The 12,419-nt window shown below is 64.9% G+C and carries 13 protein-coding genes and 1 tRNA gene; 9 read left to right on the top strand and 5 right to left on the bottom strand.

All coding sequences use genetic code 11. The annotated features are described in order from the left end of the window. Positions 1–132: 132 nt before the first annotated feature. Positions 133–1,890, top strand: a complete 1,758-nt coding sequence (locus tag ACXHGZ_RS07795) for an OPT family oligopeptide transporter (RefSeq protein ID WP_480463174.1) — start codon at positions 133–135, stop codon at positions 1,888–1,890. 58 nt (positions 1,891–1,948) lie between these two features. On the opposite strand, the gene ACXHGZ_RS07790 is transcribed toward ACXHGZ_RS07795, so the two are convergent. Next, a tRNA-Ser gene (locus ACXHGZ_RS07790) sits at positions 1,949–2,036 on the bottom strand. Positions 2,037–2,171: 135 nt separating this feature from the next. Between ACXHGZ_RS07790 and ACXHGZ_RS07785 the strand changes: the two genes are divergently transcribed. The 8 genes from ACXHGZ_RS07785 to ACXHGZ_RS07750 all read left to right on the top strand — a co-directional run bounded on the left by ACXHGZ_RS07785 (position 2,172) and on the right by ACXHGZ_RS07750 (position 7,905). Next, complete coding sequence (locus ACXHGZ_RS07785) at positions 2,172–2,843, top strand: Bax inhibitor-1/YccA family protein (protein ID WP_084855691.1); 672 nt, start codon at positions 2,172–2,174, stop codon at positions 2,841–2,843. Between the two features lie 147 nt (positions 2,844–2,990). Then, positions 2,991–4,370: a nucleobase:cation symporter-2 family protein gene (locus ACXHGZ_RS07780; protein WP_480463172.1), complete on the top strand. Its 1,380-nt coding sequence runs from the start codon at positions 2,991–2,993 to the stop codon at positions 4,368–4,370. 87 nt (positions 4,371–4,457) lie between these two features. After that, a complete protein-coding gene (gene tusD / locus ACXHGZ_RS07775; protein ID WP_224458691.1) occupies positions 4,458–4,850 on the top strand; it encodes a sulfurtransferase complex subunit TusD in 393 nt (130 codons plus the stop codon). A gap of 1 nt (position 4,851) precedes the next feature. Continuing rightward, positions 4,852–5,211: a sulfurtransferase complex subunit TusC gene (gene tusC, locus ACXHGZ_RS07770; RefSeq protein ID WP_224458690.1), complete on the top strand. Its 360-nt coding sequence runs from the start codon at positions 4,852–4,854 to the stop codon at positions 5,209–5,211. Next, on the top strand, positions 5,211–5,507 hold the full coding sequence (gene tusB, locus ACXHGZ_RS07765) for a sulfurtransferase complex subunit TusB (RefSeq protein WP_480463171.1): 297 nt from the start codon (positions 5,211–5,213) through the stop codon (positions 5,505–5,507). The genes tusC and tusB overlap by 1 nt, the downstream gene beginning before the upstream one ends. Next, positions 5,504–5,839 carry a TusE/DsrC/DsvC family sulfur relay protein gene (locus ACXHGZ_RS07760; RefSeq protein ID WP_084855696.1) on the top strand — a complete coding sequence of 112 codons (336 nt, stop codon included), beginning with the start codon at positions 5,504–5,506 and terminating at the stop codon, positions 5,837–5,839. The genes tusB and ACXHGZ_RS07760 overlap by 4 nt, the downstream gene beginning before the upstream one ends. Further along, positions 5,836–6,849 carry a glycosyl transferase family protein gene (locus ACXHGZ_RS07755; RefSeq protein WP_480463170.1) on the top strand — a complete coding sequence of 338 codons (1,014 nt, stop codon included), beginning with the start codon at positions 5,836–5,838 and terminating at the stop codon, positions 6,847–6,849. The genes ACXHGZ_RS07760 and ACXHGZ_RS07755 overlap by 4 nt, the downstream gene beginning before the upstream one ends. A gap of 96 nt (positions 6,850–6,945) precedes the next feature. Continuing rightward, complete coding sequence (locus tag ACXHGZ_RS07750) at positions 6,946–7,905, top strand: glutathione S-transferase family protein (RefSeq protein ID WP_480463169.1); 960 nt, start codon at positions 6,946–6,948, stop codon at positions 7,903–7,905. 107 nt (positions 7,906–8,012) lie between these two features. Here the strand turns inward: ACXHGZ_RS07750 and cysG are convergent, their stop codons facing one another. Genes cysG through ACXHGZ_RS07730 form a run of 4 tightly spaced genes read right to left on the bottom strand, consistent with a single transcriptional unit; the run spans position 8,013 to position 12,411 of the window. Next, positions 8,013–9,407, bottom strand: a complete 1,395-nt coding sequence (cysG, locus tag ACXHGZ_RS07745; protein ID WP_480463167.1) for a siroheme synthase CysG — start codon at positions 9,405–9,407, stop codon at positions 8,013–8,015. Continuing rightward, the gene (gene serS / locus ACXHGZ_RS07740; RefSeq protein WP_084855700.1) at positions 9,408–10,688 is read right to left on the bottom strand and encodes a serine--tRNA ligase; all 1,281 of its coding nucleotides are present in this window, start codon (positions 10,686–10,688) and stop codon (positions 9,408–9,410) included. Between the two features lie 26 nt (positions 10,689–10,714). Next, complete coding sequence (crcB, locus tag ACXHGZ_RS07735; RefSeq protein WP_084855701.1) at positions 10,715–11,089, bottom strand: fluoride efflux transporter CrcB; 375 nt, start codon at positions 11,087–11,089, stop codon at positions 10,715–10,717. Continuing rightward, entirely contained in the window at positions 11,086–12,411 is a 1,326-nt protein-coding gene (locus tag ACXHGZ_RS07730; RefSeq protein WP_480463166.1) for a replication-associated recombination protein A, read from the bottom strand. Before ACXHGZ_RS07730 ends, crcB begins: the two co-directional genes overlap by 4 nt. Positions 12,412–12,419: the final 8 nt, after the last annotated feature.

Raw genomic sequence — 12,419 nt, 5'->3', positions numbered from 1 at the left:
TGCAGATAAATAGCGATCGTGACAAGCCGCTATGTCCCCAAGCCGCCGCTGATAGAGGGCCCGCGGTGAACCTTAATGGCATTCGGAACTCAGTAACCCAGACGGCGCCTACAACTTCTACAAAGGATTGCCATGGGACATGCTCCACCCACAGTTCTTCCCACGATTCGCGTAGAACGTGAACTGAGCCTGCGGGCGGTGCTCACCGGCATGGTGCTGGGCATCTTGCTCACGCCATCGAATGTCTATGCGGGGCTCAAGATCGGCTGGTCGTTCAACATGTCGATCATCGCCTTGCTGGTCGGTTTTGCCCTTTGGCAGGGCCTGGCGGGGAGCAGAAAGGGCCGCCCGGCATGGTCACTGCACGAAAGCAACATCAACCAAACCGTGGCCTCGGCCTCCGCCTCCATCGTTTCCGGCGGGCTTGTCGCACCCATCCCCGCGTATACGCTGCTCACCGGCCACCAACTGGACCCGGTGCCAATGATGGCCTGGGTCTTCTCCGTGAGTTTTTTGGGCATCTGGATCGCCTGGTATCTGCGCCCCACTCTGCTCGCCGACCCTAACCTGAAGTTTCCCGAAGGCATGGCTACCCTGGAAACGCTGCAACAGATCTATAACCACGGGCGGGAAGCCATGACGCGAATCAGGGTTCTTTTCAGCGCCGCGCTGCTGTCAGGGTCGGTGAAATGGGTTGACGTGTTCGCCTGGGCGATACCGCGTTGGTCGCCCACCTCTACGCTAGAACGCCTGACCTTCACGGCCGACCCTTCGCTGATGCTCATCGGCTTTGGCAGCATCATCGGCATTCGCGTGGGTCTTACGCTGCTGTTCGGCGCCGTGCTGGCATGGGGCGGGCTAGCGCCGGGGCTGATCGACCATGGCTTGGTGGTGTTCACCCCAGACGCCAGCGGCCCACAGTTTGCCGCACTGGTGGAATGGTTGTTGTGGCCCGGCGTGAGCCTGATGGTTTGTGCGACCCTGACGTCGTTGGCGGTTCGGCTGTTGCAAGAGCATCGACGATCGCCCGCCGACCTTAGGGCAACTCGCGCACCGTGCACCAAGATACGATTCTCCCCCTGGCCTGCTTCCGGGCTGCTGCTCTCCATCGCGCTGGTGGTGCCCCTGCAAGCGCTACTGTTCGGGATCGACTGGTGGATGGCCCTGTTGAGCATTCCATTGGCGGTTTGCCTGGCCGTGGTCGCCGCGCGCGTGGTCGGCGCCACCGGCATCGCGCCGATTGGTGCTATCGGCAAGCTGTCACAATTGAGCTTCGGCTTGATCGCCCCAGGCCAGGTGACCATCAACCTGATGAGCGCCAACACGGCGGGTGGCGCGGCCGGGCAATCCACCGACCTGATGAACGACTTCAAGGTCGGCCAGGCGATCGGCGCCACGCCGCACAAGCAGCTGATCGCGCAATGCATCGGAATCCTTATCGGCAGCGTGTTTGGCGTACTGGTCTACCTGACGCTGATTCCCGATCCGCAGGCCCTGCTGCTCACCCAGCAGTGGCCCGCACCGGCGGTAGCGACCTGGAAGGCCGTGGCCCAAACGCTGACGCAGGGGCTGCAGGCACTTTCCCCGGAAATCCGCTTCGCGATCGTGGCCGGTAGCTTTGTTGGCGTGCTGCTGGGCGCATTGGACAGCCTGCTGCCGCAACGGGCGGCTCGCTGGCTGCCGAGTACCGCCGCGTTGGGGTTGGCCTTCATATTACCGGCGTCGATCAGCATGATGATGGGTTTGGGGGCAGTACTTACCTGGCTGGTCAGCTGTCGTTGGCCGAACGTCACTGAACGGTTTGCGATTACAGCGGCAGCGGGGTTGATTGCTGGTGAGAGCATTCTTGGGGTGGGGGCATCGTTTTGGGAGATGCTACGGACGTTGTAAGCGCGACAATGCACCACCCACAAAAAAGCCCCATTTTCAGGGGCTTTGATGAGAAATATGGCGGAAGCGTAGAGATTCGAACTCTAGGATAGTTGCCCATCGACGGTTTTCAAGACCGTTGCCTTAAACCACTCGGCCACGCTTCCAGCTTGCTTTGCGGCGGCAATCATACCGTAATGAAACAAGCTGTCAAACTCTCTGTGTCGCGGGTTGCGGCAGCTCTGATATCCTCATTGCAACCATACGTTTCAACCCCACAGGTTTCATCAAGGAGTGTCGCCATGCGCGAACAGGATTATGCCGTACAACACGGCCAGCAGGCCGAGCAGCAGGAGGTCAGCCGTGTCCTGCGCAATACCTACAGCCTGCTGGCGCTTACCCTCGCCTTCAGCGGCGTCATGGCCTTCGTGGCCCAGCAGATGCGCGTCGGCTACCCGAACGTATTCGTGGTGCTGATCGGTTTCTACGGGCTGTTCTTCCTCACCGCCAAGCTGCGTGATTCGGTCTGGGGCCTGGTGTCCACCTTCGCCCTCACCGGCTTCATGGGCTTCATCCTCGGCCCTATCCTCAACCGCTACCTGGGCATGAGCGGTGGCGCCGAAGTAGTCAGCTCGGCCTTCGCCATGACCGCCCTGGTGTTCGGTGGCCTGTCGGCGTACGTGCTGATCACCCGCAAGGACATGAGCTTCCTCAGCGGCTTCATCACCGCAGGCTTCTTCGTCCTGCTGGGCGCCGTGGTGGCCAGCTTCTTCTTCCAGATCAGCGGTCTGCAACTGGCGATCAGCGCGGGCTTCGTGCTGTTCTCGTCGGTGTGCATCCTGTTCCAGACCAGCGCGATCATCCACGGCGGCGAGCGTAACTACATCATGGCGACCATCAGCCTGTATGTATCGATCTACAACCTGTTCGTCAGCCTGCTGCAGCTGTTCGGCCTCATGGGCCGCGACGACTGATCGGCCTCGACGCAACAAGAGCCCGCTTCGGCGGGCTTTCTTGTGGGTGATGCGCACCCTATCGTGGGGCAAGCCAGCTCTCCCCCTACCCCAAACCCGCCTCGCCCCGTAGAATGCGCTCCTTTTTTCTACCGGGGCAGCTTTCCCATGAGTTCCATCGAACACGGGCCGGGCGCGACGGCGCCTGTCAATGAACTGGTCCTCGGCCTCGAGGACAAGCCACGGCCGTTGATCGGCCTGCTGGCTGCGCTGCAGCACCTGCTAGCGATCATCGTCCCGATCGTCACCCCGGGCCTGCTGATCTGCCAGGCGCTGGGCGTGTCGCCGCGCGATACCAACCTGATCGTGTCCATGTCGCTGGTGATTTCCGGTATCGCCACCTTCGTCCAGTGCAAGCGCTTCGGGCCGTTCGGTGCCGAGTTGCTGATCGTGCAGGGCACCAGCTTCAATTTCGTCGGGCCCCTGATCGCAGGTGGCGCGCTGATGGTCAAGCAAGGCACGCCGGTGGAAGGCGTGATGGCCGCGATCTTCGGTGTGGTGATCGCCGGCTCCTTCGTGGAGATGGGCGTGTCACGCATCCTGCCCTTCGTCAAACGCCTGATCACGCCGCTGGTGACCGGTATCGTGGTGCTGATGATTGGTCTGACCCTGATCAAGGTCGGCTTGATCAGCATGGGCGGTGGCTTCACCGCCATGGGCAATGGCACTTTCGCCAACGGTGAGAACCTGCTGCTGTCGGGCGTGGTGCTGGCGATCATCGTGGTGCTCAACCGCATTCCGGTGGTGTGGATGCGCAGCTGCGCCATCGTCATCGCCCTGGCCGTGGGCTATGCCCTGGCAGGCTACCTGGGTCGCCTGGACTTCACCGGCATGCACGAGGCGGCGCTGTTCCAGGTACCGATGCCCCTGCATTTCGGCCTGAGCTTCTCCTGGGCGCTGTTCATCCCGATGCTGGTGATCTACCTGGTGACCGCCCTGGAAGCCATCGGTGACGTCACCGCCACCAGCAAGGTCTCGCGCCAGCCGGTCGAAGGCCCGTTGTGGATGCAACGCATCAAGGGTGGCGTACTGGTCAACGGCGCCAACTCGCTGCTGGCTGGGGTGTTCAACACCTTCCCCAGCTCGATCTTTGCCCAGAACAATGGCGTCATCCAGCTCACCGGCATTGCCAGCCGCCATATCGGCGTATGGATCGCCATCATGCTGGTGCTGCTGGGCCTGTTCCCGAGCGTCGCCGGGGTGATCCAGGCAGTGCCGGAGCCGGTGCTCGGTGGCGCGGCCATGGTGATGTTCGGGGCGGTGGCGGCCTCGGGGATCAACATCCTGGCCAGCACCCGCCTGGACCGCCGGGCGCTGCTGATCATCTCCGTATCCCTGGCCCTGGGCCTGGGTGTGGCCCAGGTGCCGGAGTTCCTGGCGCACATGCCGTCAGCCCTGCGCAATGTGCTGGAGTCGGGGGTGGCCACCGGTGGCATCTGTGCCCTGGTGCTGAACTGGTTCCTGCCGGAGAGCAAGGAAAACGCCTGACAGGCACCTAGCCAGTCGACAAAGCCCGCGCCTGCCTGCGCGGGCTTTTTGCTTTATCATGGCCGCATTACTTTGCACGAGTTGTCCATGAAATTCGCTATCGCGGTGTTTTCACCAGCCCATGCGCCCTCTTCGCGCCGTGCTCTGCGCTTTGCCGAGGCCGCGCTGGCAGGCGGGCATGAGATTGCCCGGCTGTTTTTCTATCAGGATGGGGTACACAGCGCCTCGGCCAACGTGGTCGCGCCCCAGGACGAACAGGACATCGCCGCCCAGTGGCGTACCTTCATCGAGGCTCACCAGCTCGATGCCGTGGTGTGCATCGCCGCAGCCCTGCGCCGGGGCGTGCTCGACGAAGCCGAAGCCAACCGCTACCAGCGCCCGGCGGTGAACCTGCCCAAGCCTTGGGAGCTGTCGGGCCTTGGGCAGTTGCATGAAGCCGCGCAAACCGCCGACCGTCTGGTCTGCTTCGGAGGCGACTGAGATGGCCAAATCCTTGTTGATCATCAGCCGCCAGGCGCCCTGGAACGGCCCGTCCGCCCGCGAGGCACTGGACATTGCCCTGGCCGGCGGTGCCTTCGATCTGCCGCTGGGCATGCTGTTCCTCGATGACGGTGTGTTCCAGCTCGCCCCAGGGCAGCAGCCTGCAGCGCTGCAGCAGAAGAACCTGGCTGCCAACCTCCAGGCACTGCCGATGTTCGGCGTCGATGAGCTGTTCGCCTGTGGCCACAGCCTGGCCGAACGCGGCCTGGCCGGTGACGCCCTGGAGCTGCCGGTACAGGTGCTGGACGATGCGGCCCTGGCCGCCCTGATTGCCCGTTTCGACCAGGTGGTGACGCTCTGATGACGACCCTGCATGTAATCAGCCACTCGCCCTTCGGCGACAACCGCCTGGACAGCTGCCTACGCCTGCTGGGTACCGATGACGCCCTGCTGCTGTGCGGCGATGCGGTCTATGCCCTGCGCCCAGGCAGCGAGCCGCTGCGCAAACTACAGGCCGCCGGCCTGCAGGGCCGCCTGTTCGCCCTTGCCGAAGACCTGCAGGCCCGCGCCATCGACAGCCCGCTGGCCCAGACGGTGGACTATCCCGCGTTCGTCGAGCTTTCCCTGCATCACGACAAGGTCAACAGCTGGCTATGAGCATTCTGACTGTCGGTGATCGGCAGATCGCCCTGGACAAAGACGGCTTCCTGGTCGACCTGCAAGACTGGTCCCACCCCGTCGCCGAAGCCCTGGCCGAGCGCGAAGGCATTCCGTTGACCGGCGACCATTGGGAAGTCCTTGAACTGCTGCGCCAGTTCTACGCCGAATACCAGCTCTCGCCGGCAACGCGCCCGCTGATCAAGTACACCGCACTCAAGCTGGGCCCGGAAAAGGGCAACAGCCCGCACCTGAACCGCCTGTTCAACGGCACTCCCGCCAAACTTGCCGCGAAGCTCGCGGGCCTGCCCAAGCCGACCAATTGCATATGACCGAACGCCCCTCCGAGCTGCGCCCGCTCACCCTGCAAACCCCAGCCGAACACCCCTTCGCCGAATTCGTGCGTATTCTCGGCAAAGGCAAGCGCGGCGCCCGCGGCCTGACCCGCGAAGAGGCCCGTGCGGCCATGACCTTGTTGCTCGAAGGCAAGGTCGAGGACACCCAGCTGGGCGCCTTCCTGATGCTGCTGCGGCACAAGGAAGAAAGCGCCGAGGAGCTGGCCGGCTTCACCGAAGCCCTGCGTGCGCACCTGCAGGCACCCAGCATCGCCGTGGACCTGGACTGGCCCACCTACGCCGGCAAGAAGCGCCACCTGCCGTGGTACCTGCTGGCGGCCAAATGCCTGGCCGCCAACGGCACGCGTATCCTCATGCATGGCGGCGGCGCGCATACCGCCGGGCGCCTGTACAGCGAGCAGCTGCTGGGCCTGCTGGATATCCCCCTGTGCCGAGACTGGCCGTCGGTGGACAAGGCCCTGGGCACACACGGCCTGGCCTTCGCGCCCCTGCAGGATTGGGCACCCCAGCTGCAACGGATGATCGACCTGCGCAACACTCTCGGCCTGCGCTCCCCCATCCATTCTCTGGCCCGCGTGCTCAACCCCCTGGGGGCCCGCTGCGGCCTGCAGAGCATCTTCCATCCCGGCTATCAGGCCGTACACCGCGAAGCCAGCCGCCTGCTGGGCGACCCTGCCGTGGTGATCAAGGGTGACGGCGGCGAGATCGAGGTCAATCCCGATGCCATCAGCCACCTCTACGGCACCACTGCCGGCGAAGCCTGGGACGAAGAATGGCCGGCATTGAGCGCCCAACGCCACGTCAAGCCAGCCAGCCTGCAACCGGAGCACCTGCTCGCGGTGTGGCGTGGCGAAGCCGAGGACAGCTATGGCGAACTGGCCGTGGTCGCCACCCTGGCCCTGGCCCTGCGTGGCCTTGGTCAACCCCGGGAACAGGCGTTCGAAACGGCGCGCCGCTATTGGGCGAATCGCAAACACATCGAGTAAATCGATCTGAATGGCGCGGTCTTTGCGCTATTTATTCGAACGCTTTTGCCTAGACTGAGCTCCAACGACAAACGACTTTGTTCCGAGGAGCTCACCATGGGCCTTTTGATCGACGGCCGCTGGCATGACCAGTGGTACCAGAACAGCAAGGACGGCGCGTTCCAGCGCGAGAACGCCCAACGCCGCAATCAACTGCCCGCCGCCGAAGCCGGGCGCTATCACCTGTACGTCTCGCTGGCCTGCCCCTGGGCCCACCGTACCCTGATCTTCCGTGCCCTCAAAGGCCTCGAGCCGCTGATCGACGTCTCGGTGGTGAGCTGGTTGATGGGCGAACATGGCTGGACCTTCGACCAGCAGACGGGCTCGACCGGCGACCACCTGGACGCCCTGCAGTACCTGCACCAGCGCTACACCCAGGACGACCCGCACTACACCGGGCGCGTGACCGTGCCGGTGCTGTGGGACAAGCAGGAAAAGCGCATCGTCAACAACGAGTCGGCCGAGATCATCCGCATCTTCAACAGCGCCTTCGACGAACTGACCGGCAACCGCCTGGACCTCTACCCCGAGCCGCTGCGGGCGACCATCGATGCGCTGAACGAGCGCATCTACCCGGCAGTGAACAACGGCGTATACCGCGCAGGCTTCGCCACCACCCAGGATGCCTACGAGGCCGCCTTCGACGAAGTGTTCGCCGAGCTGGACCATCTGGAGGCGTTGCTAGGCCGCCAGCGCTACCTGGCCGGCGAGTACCTGACCGAAGCCGATGTGCGCCTGTTCACCACCCTGGTACGCTTCGATGCGGTGTACCACGGGCATTTCAAGTGCAACCTGCGGCGCCTGGCCGACTACCCGAACCTGTCCAACTGGCTGCGTGAGCTGTACCAGTGGCCGGGCGTGGCAGGCACAGTGAACATGGAGCATATCCAGAAGCACTACTACTTGAGCCACAAGACCATCAACCCGAACGGGATCGTGCCCAAGGGGCCGCTGCAGGATTTCAACCAGCCCCATGATCGGGAGCGGTTGGTGGAAAAAGGGATCTGGCAGGGTTGATCAAAACGGGGCTGCTTTGCAGCCCTTTCGCGGCACAAGGCCGCTCCTACAGGGGGTCGTAGGAGCGGCCTTGTGCCGCGAAAGGGCCGCACAGCGGCCCCATCGATTCAACTGCCCTGCTGCGCCCCTTCGAACCAGGCCAGCTTGTCGCGCAACCGCACCACTTCACCGACGATGATCAGCGTCGGCGCGTGCACCTCGTGCCGCGCTACCAGCTCGGGCAGGTCCGCCAGGGTACCGGTGAACACGCGCTGATGCCGGGTGGTTCCCTGTTGCACCAGCGCCGCCGGCGTACTGGCCGCGCGCCCATGGCGGATCAGCTCGGCACAGATGGTCGGCAACCCCACTAGCCCCATGTAGAACACCAGCGTCTGGGCCGGCGCCACCAGGTCCTGCCAGGGCAGGTTGCTGGTGCCGTCCTTGAGGTGGCCGGTGATGAAACGCACCGATTGGGCATAGTCGCGATGAGTCAGCGGAATGCCACCATAGGCGGAGCAACCACTGGCTGCGGTGATACCCGGCACCACCTGGAACGGGATACCCTCCTCGGCCAGCTCTTCGATCTCCTCGCCACCACGGCCGAAGATGAACGGGTCGCCACCCTTGAGCCGCAGCACGCGCTTGCCCTGGCGCGCCAGGTCCACCAACAGGCGGTTGATCTGCTCCTGGGGCACTGCATGGTCGGCACGACGCTTGCCCACGTAGATCCGCTCGGCATCGCGCCGGCACATCTCGATGATGGCGGGCGCCACCAGGCGGTCGTACAGCACCACGTCGGCCTGCTGCATCAGGCGCAGGGCACGGAAGGTCAGCAGGTCCGGGTCACCCGGGCCGGCACCGACCAGGTACACCTCGCCCCCTTGCTGCACCGCCGCGCCATCGACCTTGGCCTGCAGCAGGCGCTCGGCCTCGCTGCCCTGCCCGGCCAGTTGGCGTTCGGCGATCGGCCCCTGGAACACATCCTCCCAGAAACCCCGACGCTGGTTGACGTCCGGGTACAACGCCTTGACCTTGTCGCGAAACCGTGCCGCCAGCCCGGCCAGCTCGCCGTAGGCGGCTGGAATCCAGGCCTCCAGGCGCGCACGGATCAGCCGTGCCAGCACCGGCGCGTCGCCGCCACTGGACACTGCCACCACCAGGGGCGAGCGGTCGACGATGGCCGGGAAGATCACCGTGCACAAGGCCGGCGCATCCACCACATTCACCGGCAGGCTGCGCGCCTGGGCATCAGCCGAGACCTGGGCGTTGAGCCCGGAATCATCAGTGGCTGCGATCACCAGGCGGCAACCGTCCAGGTCGCCGGCCTGGTAACCACGCACCAGGACTTCACCGCCGCCCTCTCGGGCCAACGCGGCCAGCTGGCCGTCGACGTCCGGCGCGACCACCCGCAGCGCGGCGCCGGCATCGGCCAGCAGGCGCGCCTTGCGCAAGGCGATCTCGCCGCCGCCGACGACCAGTACCCGGCCGCCCTGCAGCTTGTGGAACAGCGGCAGGTAGTCCATTTAGCGGATGACCTCGACACCGCCCATGTAGGGCTTGAGTACATCCGGCACACGGATCGAACCGTCGGCCTGCTGGTAGTTCTCCAGCACCGCCACCAGGGTACGGCCCACGGCCAGGCCGGAACCGTTCAGGGTGTGCACCAGCTCCGGCTTGCCGGTTTCCGGGTTGCGCCAGCGGGCCTGCATGCGGCGGGCCTGGAAGTCGCCGCAGTTGGAGCAGGAGCTGATCTCGCGGTATTTGTCCTGGCTCGGCACCCAGACTTCCAGGTCGTAGGTCTTCACCGCGCCGAAGCCCATGTCGCCGGTGCACAGCGCCAGCACGCGGTATGGCAGCTCCAGCAGCTGGAGCACGCGCTCGGCGTTGGCGGTCAGGCCTTCCAGGGCTTCCATGGACTTGGACGGCTCGACCACCTGGACCATCTCGACCTTGTCGAACTGGTGCTGGCGGATCATGCCGCGGGTATCGCGGCCCGAGGCACCGGCCTCGCTGCGGAAGCAAGGGGTGTGGGCAACGTACTTGATCGGCAGCTGCTTGGCGTCGAGGATCTGGTCGGCGACCAGGTTGGTCAGCGACACCTCGGCGGTCGGGATCAGGTAGAAGTCGGCCTCGCCTTCGCGGCTGATCTTGAACAGGTCTTCCTCGAACTTCGGCAGCTGGCCGGTGCCCTGCAGGGCCGGCGCCTGCACCATGTACGGGGTGTAGGCCTCTTCGTAGCCGTGCTCGCCGGTGTGCAGGTTGATCATGAACTGCGCCAGGGCGCGGTGCAGACGGGCGATCGGGCCGCGCAGCACGGCGAAGCGGGCGCCGGACAGCTTGGCCGCGGCTTCGAAGTCCAGGCCACCGCTGATCTCGCCCAGGGCGACGTGGTCCTTGATCTCGAAATCGAAGGTTTTCGGGGTACCCCAGCGACGCACTTCGACGTTGTCGTCTTCGCTGGCACCGACCGGCACGCTGGCGTCCGGCAGGTTGGGGATGGTCAGCAGAATCGCGTCCAGCTCGGCCTGGATGCCGTCCAGCTCGGTCTTGCCGGCGGCCAGCTCGTTGGCCATGCGCTCGACATCGGCCATCAGCGGGGCAATGTCCTCGCCCTTGGCCTTGGCCTGGCCGATGGACTTGGAACGGGCATTACGCTCGGCCTGCAGTTGCTCGGTGCGGGTCTGCACCGCCTTGCGGCGTTCTTCCAGTGATTCGATGCGCGCGACATCCAGGCTGAAGCCACGGGAGGCCAGGCGATCCGCCACTTCCTGAAGTTGGCCGCGTAACAGTTTGGAATCGAGCATATCGTTCTCTCGTTGTGTGTGTTGGTTCAGAATTTGGTCAAGGACAGGCCGGCCCAGGTGGCCAACAACCCGCCCACTACGCTGATCGCGCTGTAGCCCAAGGCCAGCGGTACTTGCCCGCTCTCCATCAGGCGCACGGTATCCAGCGAAAAAGAGGAAAATGTCGTCAGGCCGCCCAGAAAGCCCACGATCAGGCCCGCGCGCAGCTCGACCGGTGCCAGCGGCTTGTGCAGGAACAGGCCGTACAGCAGGCCGATCAGCAGGCAGCCGACCAGGTTGACCGCCAGCGTACCGAGATAGAAGTGGCGTGGCCAGTGGGCAGCGACCCAATTGGAGGTAGCAAAGCGCAGCAGCGTGCCGGCGATACCGCCGGCACTGACCGCAGCGACCAGGGCAATCATGGTTTTCTCCGTTGGCGGGGGCTGGTGCGGTCGAGTTCGGCCAGGTGGCGCAGCTTCTCGCCGATCTTCAACTCCAGGCCTCGCGGCACCGGCTGGTAGTACTGGCGCGGCTCGAGCTGCTCGGGGAAGTAGTCCTCGCCCGCAGCGTAGGCGTCCGGCTCGTCATGGGCATAGCGATACTCCTCGCCATAGCCCAGTTGCTTCATCAGTTTGGTCGGCGCGTTGCGCAGATGCAGCGGCACCTCCAGCGAGCCGTGCTCGGCCGCCTCGCGCAGGGCCGCCTTGAAGCCCATGTACACCGCATTGCTCTTGGGTGCGCAGGCAATGTAGGTGATGGCCTGGGCCACCGCCAGCTCGCCCTCGGGGCTGCCCAGGCGCTCCTGCACATCCCAGGCCGACAGGCACAGGCTCAGGGCCCGCGGGTCGGCATTGCCGATGTCCTCGCTGGCCATGCGCACCACGCGGCGGGCGATGTACAGAGGATCGCAGCCACCGTCGAGCATGCGTGCGTACCAGTACAGGGCTGCGTCGGGGTTGGAGCCACGCACCGACTTGTGCAGTGCCGAGATCTGGTCGTAGAAGGCCTCGCCGCCCTTGTCAAAGCGCCGGCGGCTGTCGCCCAGCAGGCTTTGCAACAACTCGACACCGATCTCGTCGCCATCGTCGGCCAGGTCCGAGGCGTTCTCCAGCAGGTTGAGCATGCGCCGGCCATCGCCGTCGGCGGCGGCCATGAGCATCTGGAAGGCCTCGTCGCCCACCCGCAGTTGGCGCGCGCCCAGGCCACGCTCCTCGGTCAGGGCGCGGTTGACCAGCTTGCGCAGGGCCGCTTCGTCCAGGCTCTTGAGCACATACACCCGTGCCCGCGAGAGCAAGGCGTTGTTCAGCTCGAAGGACGGGTTCTCGGTGGTGGCGCCGATGAAGATCAACGTGCCGTCTTCGACATAGGGCAGAAAGGCATCCTGCTGGGACTTGTTGAAGCGGTGCACCTCGTCGACGAACAGGATGGTCCGGCGACCATACTGGCCAGCCTGCTGCTTGGCCACCTCGACGGCCTGGCGGATCTCCTTGACCCCCGCCAACACCGCCGACACCGTTTCGAAATGTGCATCGCAGAACTGCGCCAGAAGCCGCGCCAAGGTGGTCTTGCCCACCCCCGGCGGCCCCCAGAAGATCATCGAATGCAGCGCACCCTGCTCCAACGCCTCACGCAGCGGCTTGCCGCGCGCCAGCAGGTGCTCCTGGCCGACGTACTCGTCCAGGTTGGACGGACGCAGCCGGGCGGCCAGGGGCTGGGCGACGGGTTCGCTTCGAAACAGGTCCATGATGGCTC

It is taken from the genome of Pseudomonas shiyinii (assembly GCF_056725765.1).
Note: the sequence above shows the minus strand (reverse complement) of the source record. Positions and strands in the feature narration are given on the sequence as shown.

Bases quoted from the DNA above. Each gene is read 5' to 3' on its own strand.
- ACXHGZ_RS07750 (WP_480463169.1), top strand. From the start codon at position 6,946: ATGGGCCTTTTGATCGACGGCCGCTGGCATGACCAGTGGTACCAGAAC.
- crcB (WP_084855701.1), bottom strand. From the start codon at position 11,089: ATGATTGCCCTGGTCGCTGCGGTCAGTGCCGGCGGTATCGCCGGCACG.
- ACXHGZ_RS07730 (WP_480463166.1), bottom strand. From the start codon at position 12,411: ATGGACCTGTTTCGAAGCGAACCCGTCGCCCAGCCCCTGGCCGCCCGG.
- ACXHGZ_RS07755 (WP_480463170.1), top strand. From the start codon at position 5,836: ATGACCGAACGCCCCTCCGAGCTGCGCCCGCTCACCCTGCAAACCCCA.
- tusC (WP_224458690.1), top strand. From the start codon at position 4,852: ATGGCCAAATCCTTGTTGATCATCAGCCGCCAGGCGCCCTGGAACGGC.
- tusD (WP_224458691.1), top strand. From the start codon at position 4,458: ATGAAATTCGCTATCGCGGTGTTTTCACCAGCCCATGCGCCCTCTTCG.
- cysG (WP_480463167.1), bottom strand. From the start codon at position 9,407: ATGGACTACCTGCCGCTGTTCCACAAGCTGCAGGGCGGCCGGGTACTG.
- tusB (WP_480463171.1), top strand. From the start codon at position 5,211: ATGACGACCCTGCATGTAATCAGCCACTCGCCCTTCGGCGACAACCGC.
- ACXHGZ_RS07785 (WP_084855691.1), top strand. From the start codon at position 2,172: ATGCGCGAACAGGATTATGCCGTACAACACGGCCAGCAGGCCGAGCAG.
- ACXHGZ_RS07780 (WP_480463172.1), top strand. From the start codon at position 2,991: ATGAGTTCCATCGAACACGGGCCGGGCGCGACGGCGCCTGTCAATGAA.
- ACXHGZ_RS07795 (WP_480463174.1), top strand. From the start codon at position 133: ATGGGACATGCTCCACCCACAGTTCTTCCCACGATTCGCGTAGAACGT.
- serS (WP_084855700.1), bottom strand. From the start codon at position 10,688: ATGCTCGATTCCAAACTGTTACGCGGCCAACTTCAGGAAGTGGCGGAT.
- ACXHGZ_RS07760 (WP_084855696.1), top strand. From the start codon at position 5,504: ATGAGCATTCTGACTGTCGGTGATCGGCAGATCGCCCTGGACAAAGAC.